Origin of the sequence: Sphingopyxis sp. BE235 (assembly GCF_031457175.1) — a bacterium.
Taxonomy (GTDB): Bacteria; Pseudomonadota; Alphaproteobacteria; order Sphingomonadales; family Sphingomonadaceae; genus Sphingopyxis.
On sequence record NZ_JAVDWC010000002.1, the window covers coordinates 1,189,553 to 1,205,565 of the forward strand.

The 16,013-nt window shown below is 65.2% G+C and carries 19 protein-coding genes and 3 pseudogenes; 15 read left to right on the forward strand and 7 right to left on the reverse strand.

All coding sequences use genetic code 11. The annotated features are described in order from the left end of the window. Positions 1 to 31 precede the first annotated feature (31 nt). The 7 genes from J2X38_RS12870 to J2X38_RS12900 all read left to right on the forward strand — a co-directional run bounded on the left by J2X38_RS12870 (position 32) and on the right by J2X38_RS12900 (position 4,784). Positions 32 to 1,684: an FAD/NAD(P)-binding protein gene (locus J2X38_RS12870; RefSeq protein ID WP_310254620.1), complete on the forward strand. Its 1,653-nt coding sequence runs from the start codon at positions 32 to 34 to the stop codon at positions 1,682 to 1,684. After that, a complete protein-coding gene (locus tag J2X38_RS12875) occupies positions 1,681 to 2,220 on the forward strand; it encodes a DUF1543 domain-containing protein (RefSeq protein ID WP_310254622.1) in 540 nt (179 codons plus the stop codon). The genes J2X38_RS12870 and J2X38_RS12875 overlap by 4 nt, the downstream gene beginning before the upstream one ends. Positions 2,221 to 2,311: 91 nt before the next feature. Continuing rightward, positions 2,312 to 2,743, forward strand: coding sequence for a pyridoxamine 5'-phosphate oxidase family protein (locus J2X38_RS12880; RefSeq protein WP_310254624.1), 432 nt, complete (start codon positions 2,312 to 2,314; stop codon positions 2,741 to 2,743). Between the two features lie 114 nt (positions 2,744 to 2,857). Continuing rightward, on the forward strand, positions 2,858 to 3,340 hold the full coding sequence (locus tag J2X38_RS12885) for a GFA family protein (RefSeq protein WP_310254627.1): 483 nt from the start codon (positions 2,858 to 2,860) through the stop codon (positions 3,338 to 3,340). 7 nt (positions 3,341 to 3,347) lie between these two features. Then, positions 3,348 to 3,890, forward strand: a complete 543-nt coding sequence (locus J2X38_RS12890; protein ID WP_310254629.1) for a PRC-barrel domain containing protein — start codon at positions 3,348 to 3,350, stop codon at positions 3,888 to 3,890. Positions 3,891 to 3,917: 27 nt separating this feature from the next. Continuing rightward, entirely contained in the window at positions 3,918 to 4,577 is a 660-nt protein-coding gene (locus tag J2X38_RS12895) for an alpha/beta fold hydrolase (RefSeq protein ID WP_310254631.1), read from the forward strand. Between the two features lie 60 nt (positions 4,578 to 4,637). Beyond that, positions 4,638 to 4,784, forward strand: coding sequence for a hypothetical protein (locus tag J2X38_RS12900; protein WP_310254633.1), 147 nt, complete (start codon positions 4,638 to 4,640; stop codon positions 4,782 to 4,784). A 131-nt stretch (positions 4,785 to 4,915) separates the two neighbouring features. On the opposite strand, the gene J2X38_RS12905 is transcribed toward J2X38_RS12900, so the two are convergent. From J2X38_RS12905 to J2X38_RS12915, 4 genes and pseudogenes are all read right to left on the reverse strand, one after another. Then, positions 4,916 to 5,191 carry a hypothetical protein gene (locus J2X38_RS12905; protein ID WP_310254635.1) on the reverse strand — a complete coding sequence of 92 codons (276 nt, stop codon included), beginning with the start codon at positions 5,189 to 5,191 and terminating at the stop codon, positions 4,916 to 4,918. Between the two features lie 79 nt (positions 5,192 to 5,270). Further along, complete coding sequence (locus J2X38_RS12910; RefSeq protein WP_310254857.1) at positions 5,271 to 5,744, reverse strand: DUF1206 domain-containing protein; 474 nt, start codon at positions 5,742 to 5,744, stop codon at positions 5,271 to 5,273. Between the two features lie 101 nt (positions 5,745 to 5,845). Then, positions 5,846 to 6,061: pseudogene (locus J2X38_RS22955) on the reverse strand (DUF1206 domain-containing protein); the annotation flags it as partial. A gap of 166 nt (positions 6,062 to 6,227) precedes the next feature. Beyond that, entirely contained in the window at positions 6,228 to 6,893 is a 666-nt protein-coding gene (locus J2X38_RS12915) for an alpha/beta hydrolase (protein WP_293644108.1), read from the reverse strand. Between the two features lie 319 nt (positions 6,894 to 7,212). On the opposite strand from J2X38_RS12915, the pseudogene J2X38_RS12920 reads away from it, so the two are divergent. Next, positions 7,213 to 8,040, forward strand: a pseudogene (locus J2X38_RS12920) (SDR family oxidoreductase). 190 nt (positions 8,041 to 8,230) lie between these two features. Further along, the gene (locus J2X38_RS12925; protein ID WP_056350235.1) at positions 8,231 to 8,527 is read left to right on the forward strand and encodes a hypothetical protein; all 297 of its coding nucleotides are present in this window, start codon (positions 8,231 to 8,233) and stop codon (positions 8,525 to 8,527) included. Positions 8,528 to 8,563: 36 nt separating this feature from the next. Here the strand turns inward: J2X38_RS12925 and J2X38_RS12930 are convergent, their stop codons facing one another. Beyond that, on the reverse strand, positions 8,564 to 8,788 hold the full coding sequence (locus J2X38_RS12930; protein ID WP_054727930.1) for a hypothetical protein: 225 nt from the start codon (positions 8,786 to 8,788) through the stop codon (positions 8,564 to 8,566). Between the two features lie 350 nt (positions 8,789 to 9,138). Here J2X38_RS12930 and J2X38_RS12935 point away from each other — a divergent pair, with 350 nt between their 5' ends. Continuing rightward, a complete protein-coding gene (locus tag J2X38_RS12935) occupies positions 9,139 to 10,170 on the forward strand; it encodes a sugar phosphate nucleotidyltransferase (RefSeq protein ID WP_310254639.1) in 1,032 nt (343 codons plus the stop codon). A gap of 31 nt (positions 10,171 to 10,201) precedes the next feature. On the opposite strand, the gene J2X38_RS12940 is transcribed toward J2X38_RS12935, so the two are convergent. Continuing rightward, the gene (locus tag J2X38_RS12940; protein ID WP_293644102.1) at positions 10,202 to 10,465 is read right to left on the reverse strand and encodes a DksA/TraR family C4-type zinc finger protein; all 264 of its coding nucleotides are present in this window, start codon (positions 10,463 to 10,465) and stop codon (positions 10,202 to 10,204) included. A gap of 260 nt (positions 10,466 to 10,725) precedes the next feature. On the opposite strand from J2X38_RS12940, the pseudogene ligD reads away from it, so the two are divergent. From ligD to J2X38_RS12965, 4 genes and pseudogenes are all read left to right on the forward strand, one after another. Beyond that, a pseudogene (gene ligD, locus J2X38_RS22960) lies at positions 10,726 to 12,447 on the forward strand (non-homologous end-joining DNA ligase); the annotation flags it as partial. Next, on the forward strand, positions 12,447 to 13,250 hold the full coding sequence (gene xth, locus J2X38_RS12955) for an exodeoxyribonuclease III (RefSeq protein WP_310254642.1): 804 nt from the start codon (positions 12,447 to 12,449) through the stop codon (positions 13,248 to 13,250). The pseudogene ligD and the gene xth, both read left to right, overlap by 1 nt. Beyond that, positions 13,247 to 13,624 (forward strand): hypothetical protein, encoded by a 378-nt coding sequence (locus J2X38_RS12960; protein ID WP_310254644.1) that lies wholly within the window; start codon positions 13,247 to 13,249, stop codon positions 13,622 to 13,624. The genes xth and J2X38_RS12960 overlap by 4 nt, the downstream gene beginning before the upstream one ends. Before the next feature lie 182 nt (positions 13,625 to 13,806). After that, positions 13,807 to 14,691: a Ku protein gene (locus J2X38_RS12965; protein WP_310254646.1), complete on the forward strand. Its 885-nt coding sequence runs from the start codon at positions 13,807 to 13,809 to the stop codon at positions 14,689 to 14,691. A 38-nt stretch (positions 14,692 to 14,729) separates the two neighbouring features. Here the strand turns inward: J2X38_RS12965 and J2X38_RS12970 are convergent, their stop codons facing one another. Continuing rightward, positions 14,730 to 14,972: a KTSC domain-containing protein gene (locus J2X38_RS12970; RefSeq protein ID WP_310254648.1), complete on the reverse strand. Its 243-nt coding sequence runs from the start codon at positions 14,970 to 14,972 to the stop codon at positions 14,730 to 14,732. 123 nt (positions 14,973 to 15,095) lie between these two features. Between J2X38_RS12970 and J2X38_RS12975 the strand changes: the two genes are divergently transcribed. Beyond that, on the forward strand, positions 15,096 to 15,980 hold the full coding sequence (locus J2X38_RS12975) for a GNAT family N-acetyltransferase (RefSeq protein ID WP_310254650.1): 885 nt from the start codon (positions 15,096 to 15,098) through the stop codon (positions 15,978 to 15,980). Positions 15,981 to 16,013: the final 33 nt, after the last annotated feature.

Genomic DNA, 16,013 nt, shown 5'->3' on the forward strand with positions numbered 1-16,013 from the left:
AACTTCCGCCCGCCCGGAGCATTGTCGCAACATGACACCCCGCATAGCCTTTGTCGGAGCCGGCCCGACCACGCTCTACACGTTGCATGCGCTTCTCTCCCACAACCCCTCGCCCTTCCGTCTTGCCGTGTATGAAGCGCAGGCGTGCGCGGGGCGCGGAACGCCCTATCGGCCCGGCTGGAACGACCCCGCCATGCTGGCGAATATCGCCAGCATCGAAATCCTGCCGCTTGCCGAGACGCTGTGCGACTGGCTGATACGTCAGCCGCCGGAGCGCCTCGCCGATCTCGGCATCGATCCCGATGCGATCGGCGAACGGACCTTCTATCCGCGCGTCGCGCTCGGCGAATATTTCCGCGACCAGTTCGACGCCGTTATCGACATGGCGCGGGCGCGCGGTATCGAGCTCGAGCTGCGCACGCGGTGCCGCGTCGAGGACGTCGTCAGCACGTCCGGCGCGATGATACTCAAGGTTCGCATGAGGTCGGGCGAACTCGCCGACGAGGCTTTCGATCATGTCGTCCTCGCGACGGGCCACCAATGGCCCGCCGAGCCCGAGGTTCGGCCAGGCTATTTCCTCAGCCCCTGGCCCGCCTCGGCTCTGGCCACGGTACCGCCCTGCGATATCGGCATTCGCGGCAGCTCGCTTACGGCCATCGACGCCTGTATCGCGCTCGCCAACATCCATGGCTCGTTTGACGAAACCCGGGACGGCGAGACGCATTATCGTACGGCATCCGCCACTGATGCATTCCACATGACGATGATGTCGAGGAAGGGTCTGCTCCCCGAAGCCGATTTCTATGCGCCGCTTCCCTATGAGCCGCTCGCCATCTGTACCGAAGAAGCGATCACGCGTCTCGGTGCGAGCGAAGAAGACCAGCTGCTCGATGCCGCCTTCGCACTGTTCAAGGCGGAGCTTGCCGCTGCCGATCCCCCTTACGCAGCGGACATCGGCCTGGAGGACCTCGACCTCGAGGGCTTCTGCGAGGCCTATTTCGCGAGGCGCGCAGCGAGCGACCCATTCGCGTGGGCCGAGGCCAATCTCGCCGAAGCGCAGCACGACTATGCCGCAAGGCACACCGTCGCCTGGCGCTACGCGATCCTGCGCATGCACGAAGTGCTCGCGCTACTCGTGCCATATCTGGAGGGTACGGACTACCGCCGCTTCGTGCGCCACTTCAAGCCGGTGTTCGTCGACGATTATGCCACCGTTCCCCACAAATCGATCCGGCGGCTGATCGCGCTCCATCGCGCCGGGAAGCTCGATGTCACGGCGATCGGCGACGACTACCGCATCGACACGAGCGGCGACGAGGCCGGCGCGAGATTGGTCTTGGGCGGCAAGCAGCGGCATTTTGAGGTGTTTATCGAGGCGATGGGCCAGCGCCCACTCGGCGCCGCAGCCTTTCCATTCTCCTCGCTGCGGCAACAGGGCATCGTGCGCGATGCAGCGCCTGGTGCCGGCAAGGCGGAGGCGCGGGGCATCGCGATCGACGATGCCTTCCACCCGATTGCAGACGATATCCCGGAATCCCGCCTCTTCTGCCTCAGCCTGCCCTTCCTGCTCGGCCGCCACCCTTTCATCCAGGGAATAACAAGCTCGCACGAAATGGGCCTGGTTGTCGGAGAACAGCTCGCAGCCGCGATCGGCCAGGCGACTACCGAGGAGAAGGCCGCGTGAAGCTCTTCGCCATATATGTCGGAGGCGAGATGGCCGGCGCCAATATCGAGCTGCACGACATGCGCTTCGTCGCCGCGCCCACGATCACCGACACTTATGATGCGCTCCGCCGCCAATGGTGGGGCACGCCGGGCAGCCTCCATATCGACTGCTGGGCCGAGATCGATCACGCCGATGGCTATGACATCGTTTTGAAGACCGCGCCCTTCGAGGGTCCCGAACGGCTCTATTATGTCAACCTAGGCGGCTATGTCCGGGGCGAATTTCTCGAGCGCCACCGCAATCTTTTCATTGTGGCGGACACGCTCGCGCGCGCGAAGTCGCGCGCGCTCGCATCGGTGCGGGAGTGGGTGCAGCCGCACCGCGACGAGATGTACGAGGCCGAGCAGGCCTTTGCGCTCGACGCGGTGGCCGCCGAAGCCCGGCTCCACATCCATCTCGTGCCCGCCCCGCGGCGCGAGCTCGCGATCACCTGCGAATATCGCCCGATCCGCGCGCCGCGCCGGCAAAGCCGGACCGCCGCGACCGGTCCCTGACCCAAGCCGCGAGGCGCAGCCCCCCTCCGCAACTCCCGCCTTCGCGGCGCATTGATGCAGATACAGACGCTCCAGACAAAAGGCTCCTCCCATGACCATGACGATCGAACAGCTTTCCGAGAAGATGAAGGATATCGACTTCGCGATGCTCGCCACGCACACCGCGGGCGGCGCCATCGGGTCGCGGCCGATGAGCAACAATCGCGAAGTCGATTATGACGGCGATGCCTGGTTCTTCACCGACGAGACGTCCCACATGGTCGCCGATATCGCGGCCAACCCGAACGTCAATCTGAGCTATCAGGGCAAATCGGGCCTGCTCGGCATGCGGCCCTTCTTCCTCGCCGTCGAGGGTCACGCGGCCCTGATCCGCGACAAGGCCGAATTCGCCGAACATTGGACGAAGGGCCTCGAACGCTGGTGGCCGGACGGCATCGAGACGCCAGGGATCGTCCTCATCAAGGTGTCGGGCACCCGCGCGCATTATTGGGACGGGGAAGATGAGGGCGAAGTTCAGCTCTGACAAGGAAAGACATCCCGCCACGGTTGACGGTCGGTGAAGGACAAAGAGAAGCCACCACCCCATCGGTCTGCCATTACCCTCTCCGATACCCGCGCCGCGAGAAAGCCGAGCTCCATGCCGAACGCTTCCGATAGCGACAATGCAAGCGCCGAAGAGGTTGCGCCTGATGGGGGCTGCGCTTGCGGCGCGGTTCGGTACCGCCTCGAGGAAAAGCCATATGATAGCGGCTGGTGTCACTGCCGTGTCTGTCAGCATGTCTCGGGGTCGGGCGGCATGGTCTTTACGACCGTCCATCTCGACCGGTACCGCATCCTTGCGGGCGAAGAGCATATCGGACGCTTCGCATCGACCAGCTTCGGAACGCGCAGCTTCTGCCAGACGTGCGGCTCGCCGCTAACGATCCATGTGCGCCACCAGGCCGATGAGATCGATATTGCGGCGGGGACGCTGGACGATCCGGAAGAGATTGCGCCAGCTTTCCACCTTTACACCGCCGAGGCGCCGAGCTGGATGCCGATGATGGCGTTCCTTCCGCGCTACAAGGCGCTGCGACCGAAGACGCGCGGGCTCGACGAGGGTGTCACGGAGGCGGGCTGAGGCGTAGATGAAGACCGCGCCCAAAGAGCCGCACGTGGCAAAACCGCAACCGCTTTTGCAGCGGGGCGTTTCCTGGTCAGATCATGACGATTTCGAGTTCCGCCGCGTAGAACCGGAGCTCGATCCGCTGCTGAAAGGACAAGACATGCGCATCCTCATCCTCGGTGCCGGCGCCGCACTTTTTCTCGCTGCTTGCGACAGCAAGCAGGAAGCTGCCGAGGACAGGATGGAACGTGCCGCCGAGACCAGCGCTACGGTCGCCGGCCCCCTCCCTGCGGCGCTCGGCCTCAGCGAGGCACAACTTCTCGACGCCGATATCGTCGGCGCGGACGGGAAGGATCTCGGAGACGTATCGCAGGTGCTGCGCGGCGCCGACGACAAGGTGGACCGTCTCCTCGTCGAGCTCGATGGCGTCGGTCCCGACCGCTATGTTCATGTACCGGTGCAGGGCCTCAAACCTATCGTACGCGGCGACGACACCGATCTTCAGACGAGCATGACCAAGGCCGACCTCGATGCGCTGCCCGAAGTGAAACTGCCAACCCCTTGAGATCGTGACGCGCGAGGCGCATCGACTGTGAACGGAGAAACCCTCCATCGACGGATGGATGTCGGCGGAGTCGATATCTTTTACAGGGAGGCAGGACCGCCCGACGCTCCGGTCCTGCTGCTGCCGCATGGCTATCCCTGTTCGTCGTTCGAGTTTCGCAATCTCCTGCCGCGGCTTGGCGATCGGTGGAGGCTGCTCGCACCCGATTATCCGGGCATGGGCTACAGCGATACGCCCGAGCATTTCGACTATAGCTTCGACGGCTATGCGCAGCTTCTCGACGGGTTCGTGCGTGCGCTCGGCGTCGAGCGCTTTGTGCTCTATCTTCACGATTTCGGATCGCCGATCGGCGCGCGTCTCGCGATCATGCGGCCTGAACGCATCCTCGCGCAGATCATCCAGAATGGGGACATTCCCTATGAGGATGCGCTGGGCGACAAATATGCCGAGATAGAGAAGAGCTGGTTGCTTCCCGAACCCGAGATGCGCGCCGAGATCGGCAAGGCAATCAGCGAGGATGTTTTTCGGGAGGAGTTTCTGAACGACGTGCGGCCCGACCTCGTGCCGCGCATTCCGCCGGACCTCTGGAAGCTGCACTGGTCGCTGATCAACCCGCGGCGCCGCGAGATCGCGATCGACCTTATCGCCGGCCTCAAGGCCAACCGCTCCTGGTTCGGCGCGCATTGACGCTATCTGCGCGAGCACCACCCGCCGACGCTCATCGTCTGGGGTCCGCACGATTTCTACATGCCCGAGAAGTCTGCGCGCGCCTATTTGCGCGATCTCCCCGCGGCCGAGCTGCATCTGCTAGACGGCGGCCATTGGCTTCTCGAAACCAACCTCGACGAGGTTGTCCCGCTGATCAGGGACTTTCTCGGTCGGACGCTGTGCTGAGAAGCGACGCCGAACCGCGTTCCCTTGCCTTGTCCCAGCGGCGCCAGCTGCCAGCAGCCTGAGCCGGGCCACCGCAACGATAAAGGGCGCCGGAACCGGCGCCCTTCACCCTGCCCTTAGGGAAGGCAGTCTTATTTCTTCTGGGTGTCGCCGACGCCGGTTTCGGACGGAGCGATCTCGCCATTGTCGTCCATCGCGTTGGCCTTTTCTTCGCCTTGCTCTTCGACGACATCGGCCTTCTGCTCCATCGCCTCTTTGGCGGGACCTTCGGGCATCGCGTCGGCCTGGTCGTCGATCGCCTCGGCCTTCGCTTCGGCCTGATCCTCGACCTTGTCGGCGGCGGGGCTCTGGCAGGCGCCGAGCGCGAGGGCGGAGGTTGCGGCGAAGGTTACAAACAGCTTTTTCATCGAGACTCTCCCTGTTGATGACTGCCCTACAAACGCGGCGAAGCCCACAGGGTTCCGCGGGCCCGTGCAATGGGCATCGTCAGCGTCGCGCTGCCATGATCCGCGCGATCATGTCTTCATCGCGAAGCCGCCGCCAGCGGGCCTCGACGAAGCTGTGTACGCCGAACAGGAACAGCCCGGCGGCCACGAGCAGATAGAGCGGCGGATTGTCGGTGAGCGCCGAGAGCGCGTCGCCGAGGCCCTTGACCTCGCGGGCAGCGCCGAACCAGCCGCCGCGCACGAGCGAGGCGCCGATGACGGCAAACACGACCGCGCGCGCCGCAAGACCCGCCCGCCCGACGGGCACGGCCCATGCAGGTGCTGCCGCATCGAGATCCTTTGTAAATTCGGTGGTCCAGGCCTTGACCGCCTGCTGCACGGCCGCCGCGAGGAAGGCGGCGCCGACGAGCCCGAGGAGCAGGCCGCCAAGCGGCAGGTCGAGCAGCATTCCCGCCGCCTCTTTCTCGCGGCCGCTCCGGCGCCGCCGCCCGAGGCAAGGCGAAGCGCCGCCCAGGCGAGAAAGAAATGGGCGATGCCGCTCGCGACATAGCCTATCCGCACAGCGACGCCCTTCGCACCGGCTCCCTTGTTTTCGCTATCGAGCGCCGCCCCGTACAGGCGATAGGCGCCGTAAAGCGCCAGACCCATCGCGAGAAGAGCAAGAAGGGTCGAGCCAGCGGGCATATCGCGGACCGAGCGGAACACGGCTTGCGGACTGGCGTCGTCGGCCGACGAACCGGTGAGCGCTATCCATGCCAGCAGGCAATAGACGACGCCGCGCGCGAACCACCCCGTCCGCGCAAATGTCTCGAGCCGCCGCAGCTTGTTCATAATGCCTGTCCCCGAATGTTGACCTATCAGGCCAACGCCCGCTGCACCCGGCAGTTCCGCGCGGCTCCCACCCCACCGCGGCTGCCCCCCCCTCTCCCTTCCCGGCCACCCCGCGTCGCTCGCCGACACCCGTGCGCCCGATGCCGCCGTGACGAAGCTGCGCGGTTCAGCCGCAGCTTTTTACAAAGGCGCCGGTCACGAAGTCGCGGCCCGTCCGCAGTCCGACCGGGTCGACGCTGTGCGCGACGCCGTAGGAGATATGCGTCTCGACCTCGACGCCGAGCCGCTTCAACTGGCTCTCGGACATGTGCAGCGCCGCGATCGGCACGACGGGGTCGGCCGTGCCGTGCACCAGCAGGACTGGCGGTTTCGACGGAACATGATGCCCGAGATCCGCCGCGCCCGCGAGCATGCCCGAATAGCCGACGATAGCGGCAACGGCGCGGGGGCGGCGAAGGCCGACCTGAAGCGCCATCATCGTGCCCTGGCTGAAACCCACAAGGGCGAGATCGGCCTCGCTGAGGTCATATTGCGCGAGCTTGCGATCGATGAACGCGTCGATCGCCGGCGCTGCCGACGCAGCGCCTGCAGCCAACGCCGCCGGGGCGAAACCTGACAGCCCCCACCATTGGTAGCCCCCGCCCATTATCGAACATCGCTGCGGTGCATGCGGCGCAAGAAACAGCGTGTCTGGCAAGGCCTCCTGCCACTCCGGCGCCAGCGAAATCATGTCGGAGCCGCTCGACCCGAAGCCGTGGAGCAGCAGCACGATGTTTTTGGGGGCGCCTCCGGAGCGAGGTTGCAGGCTGGCACCGTTCACGATCTTGGACAAACTTCTTCTCTCAGCTTCGGCAGCGCAGGGCGCGCCCCCGGGCGGTAAGGATTGCAACGCTGCATAGGTAGAAAGTCGGCCGCGCATTTCCAGCCCATGGAATGTACCGGACAGCTCCGCCGCAGCGCAGCTCGGCATGAGCCAAGTGCTCCGCAACCAAGTGTAGGACCCGCCGGTTTGTCGATGACAGGCAGAACAGGAGGAGTCGGCAATGGCACGCAAATCAGAGGCCGGAAAGGTCGGAGAAACCGCGTCCGAGAAGCGCGGAAAACAGACGGCGGCAAGGAAACTGCGGAAGGAGGTCGGCGAGACGAAGACGATCCGCACGCCGCCGAAAGACCGGGAATCCGATCTCGACCGCGCGCCGAAATGGGAGCCGCGCTATGCCGGTTCCGACCGGCTCAAGGACAAGGTCGCGATCGTGACCGGCGGCGACAGCGGGATCGGGCGCGCGGTAGCCGTATTGTTCGCCCGCGAAGGTGCGGACATCGCAATCGTTTACAAGAGCAACAAGGCCGATGCCGAGGAAACGGCTTCGCTCGTAGGCGCCGAAGGGCGCACCGCGATCCTCGTCAAGGCCGACGTGGCTTAAACCAGCGCCGGAAAGACTATCGTCGACAAGGTCGTGAGCAAGCTGAAGCGCATCGATGTTCTCGTCAACAATGCGGGCGAACAGCATCCGGCGGACGATATTCGCGACATCAGCCCGGAGCAGCTGCAGCGCACCTTCGCCACCAATATCTTCGGCATGTTCTATCTTGTGCAGGCTGCGCTGCCGCATCTCAAGAAAGGCGCGGCGATCATCAATTGCACGAGCGTGACAATGTATCAGGGGAGCGGTGGTCTGCTCGACTATAGTGCGACCAAGGGCGCCATTACCGCCTTCACGCGCTCGCTCAGCGAGAATCTGATCGAGAAGGGCATCAGGGTGAATGCGGTCGCGCCCGGACCGATCTGGACCCCGCTCAATCCACGCGGCGGAGCGCCAGCCAAAAAAGTCGAAAGTTTTGGCGAGACGACGCCGATGAAGCGACCGGGAGAGCCCAACGAGGTCGCGCCGAGCTTCCTCTTTCTTGCGTGCGACGACAGCAGCTACATGTCGGGCCAGGTGCTCCACCCGAACGGCGGAACGGTCGTCAACGGATAGACCGCGCCGAGCGGCAATCATATCTGGGCGCCGCCGCCGCTCGCAACGATTGTCACGCGGTGCCGACACGGCCAGCGCGCTCGTGTCCGTCTCCGGAAGCGAGGTCTTGCATGCCACCGATTAGCGTCTTTAGCGGAACCCCAAGATGTTCCGTTGGTTGACCAAAGGGGGCCGGATAGGGAGAATTGTCATGCCCCGTGGGGACAAATCGAGCTACACCGACAAGCAAAAGCGCAAGGCCGAGCATATCGAAGAAAGTTATGAGAAGCGCGGCGTCGGCAAGAAGGAAGCGGAGAGCCGCGCATGGGCAACGGTGAACAAGGAGTCGGGCGGCGGCAACAAGTCGGGTTCAGGCCGCGGCCAGCCCGATACCCATGAGGCCTCGAGAAAAGGTGGCCGCAAAAGCGGTGCGGGCAAGAGCAGCGAAAAGCGATCGGCGGCCGCGAAAAAGGGTTGGGAAACGCGCCGCCGAAATGCCAAGGGATAGCGGCGGACGAGATTAGCAAGGACCGACAAAGAGCCCCTATACGGGCGCTCCGGTCCAGGCAGCGCCGCCCTCACCCTCATAAGATTTCAGGCGATCGACTAGGCTTCGGCGCTCCGCCGCTACCTCGCGCAGGAGGAGGATCGCGGCCTCCCGGTCGAGGCCGACAGGATCAAGACGTCCTTGATCGATCCGCGCGATGAGGTCGGAGAGGAATTTCAATTCTTGCCCGGCCAGCATCAGAAAGGTGTCGCTCTGGTTCATGCCTGTTCAACGCCCCGGTGCCCCGGCGGGCTGCATGCGGCGGAAGTGAAGTCCGACCGGCAAGCCTCCACAATCTTCGTCGTTGAAGCATTCTTATCGCCGACTTCGCAATTTTCCGGCGCAACAGGACACGCTGACCGCGCTCAATCCGGATCACGCATGCGAGAATTCGGTATAACCTGCGTTAATCCGCCCCGAATTTCGGGCCTTTGCGCAGAAACAGGGGCAACTCGCTCGCTTGCGCGGCGTTCATTCGGACATGGTCCAGCCGGTCGCTCATTTCGAAAACGGCGGAAAGTCGATCGGGTCGAGCTCGCGCGCCTCCGCCCCGACCCTAGAAGGTTGATCCTATGTCTGCGACGATCCAGCCCGTCATTCTTTGCGGCGGCGCGGGTACGCGCCTCTGGCCCGCTTCCCGCGGCGCGCGGGCCAAACAGTTTCTCGACATCATCGGAAAAGAGAGCCTGTTCGCTCGAACGCTCGATCGGGCAAGCGGAGCCGGCTTTTCAGCGCCGCTCATCGTGTGCGGCGCCGAGCATGTCGCGATGGTGCGCGAGCAATCCAAGGGTCGCGACCTTCGGCTGATCGTCGAGCCCGCGGCGCGCAACACCGCTGCCGCCATCGCGCTCGCGGTCGCTTCGTCGGCCGATGACGTGCTGCTGCTCGTCATGCCGAGCGATCATGTCATCGCCGATGTAGCCGCATTCCGGGGCGCCATCGCCAAAGCCGCCGATCTGGCGCGCGACGACTGGCTGGTCACATTCGGCATCGCCCCCGATCGGCCCGACACGGGCTTCGGCTACATCGCCAGCGGCCCACCGCTCGGCGGCGCGGGATTTGCCGTCGCCCGCTTCGTCGAGAAGCCGCCCCTCGCCGATGCCGAAGCGATGCTTCGCGAGGGTGGCTACAGCTGGAACGCCGGCATCTTCCTCTTCCGGGCCGGTCGCATGCGCGAGGCGATGCTCACGCATTGCCCGGCCATATATCGCGCGGCGGAAGCCGCGGTCGCCCATGCGCTGCACGATGGCGATGCCCTGCACGCGGCAAGCGCGCCGTTCGAACAGGCGCCGTCAGATTCGATCGACTATGCCGTGATGGAGAAAGACGCCCGCGTCGCGGTCGTCCCCGTGTCGATGGGCTGGTCGGACCTCGGCAGCTGGCAGGCGGTGCACGCGCTCGCAGGAGCCGACGCGGCCGGTAATGCTTGCAGCGACGATCTTTTCGCACACGACAGCCATAATTGCCTCGTCCGCGCGCCCGGAAAACGCGTGTCGCTCGTCGGCATGGACAATGTCGGCGTCATCGTCGACGGCGACGATATCCTCGTTATCGCGCTCGACCGATCACAGGAGGTCCGCGCCGCAGCCAAGGCGCGCGCCTGAAGTCCATGCCGCGGCTCGCTTTCCCAAGGGGTCAACGCAGCTGACTGTCCTTGCTTCCCCGGCGATTGAAACCGGCCGGACGGCGTTCGGCGTCGCGAAGCGTCTGGCACCCGATGCAGGTACGGCTCGCAGGCAAGGCCTTTCGCCGCGCCTCTGCAATCCGCTCGCCGCAATCGTCGCAATAGTCCGCGCCCTTGCCGGACAGCAGCCGCAGGCGCGCCTCCTTGACGGCATCGCTCACCGTGTCGTCGATCTGCTCCTGAACGGCGCCGTCGCGCGCCCAGCCATTCGCCATGTTGAAGCTCCATGTTTCGGGGACGAAAATGGGAACGCATGGCGGGGCGGGCAAGTTGCCCCGCCACCGGGAACGATCGCGGCGCCGGATGGTCTTGAGTCCATGGCCAGAAAGACCGCCGCACCGAGCCCTGCAGACCGCGCCCCCTCTTTGAAGCGCGGCGAACGAAAGGCTGCGGCTCCCCCGCCCTTTCGTCCGGTCCAGCTGGCGACGCTCGTCGACAGCGTTCCCGCCGGCAGGGGCTGGGTTCACGAGATGAAATATGACGGCTACCGCCTGCTGATCGCGGTCGGCGGCGGCGAGGCCCGCGCCTATACGCGCTCGGGTCTCGACTGGTCGGAGCGCTTCGCGCCGCTCCTCGCCGAGGCCGCAAAGCTGAAGGTAGACAGCGCGCTGATCGACGGTGAAGCGGTCGTGCTCGATGCTGAAGGCCGCTCAAGCTTCCAGTCACTGCAAAATGCCCTGAAGTCCGCGCCCGATAGCATCGACTATTTCGCCTTCGATCTGCTCGCGCTGGACGGCGAGGATCTGACCGCCCTCCCCCTCCTCGACCGCAAGGCGCATCTTGCCAAAATTCTTCCCAAGGCCTCCAGGCATATCCGCTACTCGGATCATATTGCGGGCAGCGGCGAGGCATTGCTCGAGAGTTTCTGCGCTGCGGGTCTCGAAGGGGTCATCTCGAAAAGGGATGATGCGCGCTATGTCGGCGCGCGCGCGGGAAGCTGGCTCAAGGCCAAGTGCATCAAGCGGCAGGAGTTCGTCATCGTCGGCTGGACGCCCTCGGACACGTCGCGCGCGTTCCGCTCGCTGATGCTTGGCGTCCATGAGAAGGGCGCGCTGCGCTACGCGGGCAAGGTCGGGACCGGTTTCGATACCGAGGAGCTCTTCCGCCTCCAGGCGATGATGAAGCCGCTCGAACAAAGGAGCCGACGGTGAAGGCGCCCCGCACCGAGACGCGCGGCGCGCACTGGATCGAGCCGAAGCTCGTCGCCGAGATCGCCTTCACCGAGATGACGAACGATGGCACGCTCCGCCACCCGAGCTATCTCGGCCTTCGTGAGGACAAGAAGCCCGAAGCGGTCGTGATCGAAAGCGAAGCGGCGGTCGCCGAGGTGGCGCACGCCTCGCCAGTACCGATCAGCAACCCCGACCGCGTCATCTTTCCCGAGGCGGGGCTCACCAAGGGCGAGCTTGCAGAATATTATGCCGCGGTCGCGCCGATCATGCTGCCGTGGGCGGGTTCGCGCCCGATCAGCCTCGTGCGCTGTCCGCAGGGCCGCGCCAAGAAATGCTTCTTCCAGAAACATGATGCCGGAAGCTTCGGCGATGCGGTGAAACAGGTCGCGATCGAGGAGAAGGATGGCGACAACCAGCCCTATCTCTATATGGACACGCCCGAGGGCCTGATGACCTGCGTCCAGATGGGCACGATCGAATTCCATGGCTGGGGCGCGCGCATCGAAGATGTCGAGAAGGCCGATCGGCTCGTCTTCGATCTCGATCCCGACGTCGGTCTCGATTTCGATGCGGTCCGCAGCGCCGCCTTCCAGTTCCGCGACATCCTGAAGCAGATGGGCCTCGAGACCTTCCCGATGCTCACCGGCGGCAAGGGCGTCCATGTGATCGCCCCGCTCGTGCCGCGCGCCGAATGGCCCGAGGTCAAGGACTTCGCGCACCGGCTCGCCCGCGCCATCGCCCAGATGGATTCCGACCGCTTCACCGCCGCCCTCCCCAAGGCGCAGCGCAAGGGCCGGATCTTCGTCGATTATCTCCGCAACCAGCGCGGCGCGACTGCGGTGATGCCCTTTTCGGCGCGGGCCCGCGAAGGCGCGCCGGTCGCCGCGCCCATCAGCTGGAAGGAAATGGAGACGATCGACAAGCCGTCGCATTTCCGCATCACCGACGCGAAGGAGCTTCTGAAGCGCGCCGGCCTCAAGGCGCTGCAAGGCTGGGGCCGCGCCGACCAGACGCTGCCCGACCTGTGAAGATCGCGACTTATAATGTGAACGGCATCGGCGGCCGCCTCGACATTCTGCTCGGCTGGCTCGCGCAGGCCGAGCCCGACATCGTTTGCCTGCAGGAATTGAAAGCCCCTCAGGAGAAATTCCCCGAGAAGGCGATCCGCGACGCGGGCTATGACGTGATCTGGCACGGCCAGAGCCGCTGGAACGGCGTCGCGATGCTGAGCCGCGTCGGCGAAATCCACGAAACGCGCCGCGGGCTCCCCGGCGATCCCGGCGACGAGCAGAGCCGCTATATCGAGGCCGCGGTCGGCGGCATCCTCGTCGCCGGCCTCTATCTTCCCAACGGCAACCCCTGGCCCGGTCCGAAGTTCGATTACAAGATGCAGTGGATGGCGCGGCTCGACGCGCATCTGACAACGCTCGTCGACCTCGATGCCCCCGTCGTCATCTGCGGCGACTTCAACGTCATTCCCACCGACCTCGATGTGTACAAGCCCGAGAACTGGAAGAAGGACGCGCTCTTCGCGCCCGAAGCCAAAGCCGCATACCGGCGCATCCTCGACCAGGGCTGGACCGATGCGATCCGCCATTTGCATCCCGGGGAGCGCATCTACAGCTTCTGGGCCTATTGGCGGCGCTCGTTCGAACGCAATGCCGGCATCCGCATCGACCATCTGCTGCTGAACAAGCCCGCGGCGAAGCGGCTCGAGGCAGCCGGCGTCGACACCCGCCCGCGGGCGCTCGACAAGACGAGCGACCATGCGCCCGCCTGGATCGAACTTGGCGCGGGCTCCACAAAGCGAAAGCGCAAGGCGTCATGACGCGCACCATCGCCGGCTGGAAGCTGCCACCAGCCGAGCGCGACCAGCTGCTCGAACGGTTCGAACCGCGCTATCCGGATCTGGTTGCCGATCATGTGACGCTCCGCTTCGGGACCGCCGAGGACACGCCCCTACCCGCCGCGCACGCGGGCGAGATCGTCGGCGACGTCGACGACGGCGCGGGCGTCCAGGCGCTCGTCGTGCGCATCGGCGGCACCACCGATCGCGGCGACGGCAGCCATTATCATATCACCTGGTCGCTTGGGCCGGGCCGCGAGGCGAAGGAGAGCAACGACGTGCTCGCCGCAACAAAATGGCAGCGGGTGCATCCTCCGATCCCCATCGCGCTCGCGCCCGCGCGCTGGACCGTCTGACAAGCTCGGATCGGCAAGTCGCGGGCGGCAAAAAAGGCAGGCGCGCGCGTTCGCGACTGTCGGCCATTTCCAGCTCCTGCTTTCGATCCCGTTGCGGCGATCGGGCTTCCCTTCCCATCGCCGGCGCGGAACGCTCGGCGACCGCGCGCATTGAAGGAGCATTGGCAAAGGAGTGAGTGACGATGGCTGCGCGCCCTTATTGGAAAGGCCAGATCCGCCTGGCGCTCGTTTCGATCCCGGTCGAGATCTATTCGGCGACGAAGAGCGGGGCGACGATCGCGTTCAACCAGATCCACGAACCGACGGGCAAACGCATCAAATATGAGAAGGTCGTCCCCGGCGTCGGCCCGGTCGACGTCGACGAGATCGTCAAGGGCTTCCAATATGCCAAGGACCAATATGTGCTGCTCGACGACGAGGAGATCGAAGGGGTCAAGCTCGAGAGCAAGAAGACGCTCGAGCTCACCCAGTTCGTCGAGGCCGAGGATATCGACGAGATCTATTTCGAGAAGCCCTATTATGTCGTCCCCGCCGACGACCTTGCCGAGGAAGCGTTCATCGTGCTGCGCGAGGCGCTGCGCCGCACGGGCAAGGTCGGTCTCGGCCAGCTCGCGATGCGCGGCCGCGAATATGTCGTCAGCATCAAGGCGTGCGGCCGGGGTCTCGTCATGGAGACGCTGCGCTATGCCGACGAGGTCAACAAGGCGGCGAGCTATTTCCGCGACATTGCCGACAGCGATCCCGACGAAGACCTGCTCGACCTCGCGACGACGCTGATCGACAAGAAGACGGGCAAGTTCGAAGCGAGCGACTTTCACGATCGCTATGTCGAGGCGCTGAAGGAGCTCATCGAGCGCAAGAAGAAGGGCAAGACGCTCAATCTCGACGACGGGAAGGACGAGAAGGCGCCGAGCGGATCGAACGTCGTCGACCTGATGGCGGCGCTCAAGAAGTCGATAGGCGACGGCGGCGGAAAGGCCAAGGCCGCCAGCGCCAAGAAGGCGGCGGCCAAAAAGACGCCGACGAAAAAGGCGCCGACCAAGACCGCCGCGCGCAAGCGCGCATGAGCCGCGCCTTCACAATGCCCGCATTCGCAGTCGGGCGCTCAGGCACCGGGACCGAACCGCCGGCGCGCCGGGTCGCGCTCGCACCGGAAACGATCCTTGATATGCGCGTTGAAATAGGCGCCGAGCGATTCCGCAGCGCACAGCCCGTCGTAGATCGCGCGCGGGACGCCATGATAAAGATATTTGCCGCTGTCCCGGAAGCTGATGGAAAGCACCGACGCCGCCTCGTCAAAGGCGACATGGTCGATCATGGTCGAGCGGGTGAAGCGGCGCGCGCGCATAGGGGCAGAGCGCGTCGCAGCCGCACAGGTTCCCACCAGGGCGCAGGCAAGCGCGCGCCGCCGGTCCGAGCGAGCGCCCCCTCCCCGCAGACCCGCCCCGCCTCTCCTCTCCGGCCCTGATCGATGACAACCGAGCCGACAGCCGACGAGCTTCGCGCAATCGCCGAACACCGCGGGATGAAACTCGTCCGGTCGCGAAAGCGAACGCCGGGCGTCGGCGACTATGGGAAGTTCGGCCTCACCGATGCGGCGGGCAAGCCGCTCCTCGGGATCGGCGAACAAGGGCTCATGGCAAGCGCCGCCGACATCGCGCACTATCTTCGCGGCGGCGCGGCCGACAGCTGGAAACTCTCGGCCGAACGCGAACCCGCGGCGAAGCCTCCCAAGAAGGCACCGAAAGCCGCCGAACCCATCGAGGAGCATTCGCCTATCCGCCGACGCGGAAAAACGAGTCCGCCACCGTCACCCGAGCCTGCACGAAGGCGGCAGGATCCGCCGCCGCCGCCGCCGCCGAAAGCCAAGCCGGTGCTGAGGATCGTCAAACCCGAAGTCCTGCCGGAACCCGAGCTCAGCCTGCGGCCCGCGACGGGCAAGGACCGAAAAGCTCTCGCCCGTCTGCTCGCCCAGCTTGCCGAGCCGCCCAAGCGCATATCGATCGATGCGAACGTTGAGGCGATCGGCAAAGCGAAGGCCGGGCTTCTCGTCGCCGATGCCGACGGGCTGGTCGGATGCTGCGCCTGGGGCGTCGTTCCGACCTTGCAGCACGGCCTTGTCGGCCGCGTCACCCTGCTGCTGGTCGACGGCGACCATCGGCGCCGCGGCATCGGGACGGCGCTCCTGACCGCCGCCGAAACGGCTCTCGCCAAGGGCGGATGCGGCACGATCGAGATCATGAGCGACATCATGATCAACAACGCCCACAACTTCCTGCGCGCGCGGAACTATGAGCAGAAGAGTTACCGCTTCGTCCGTTCGGCGGGAGGGGCGCCAAAGGCCCGGCGAGACTGAGCGCGCGCCCTACCCGATTATTTTCCGCTTCCG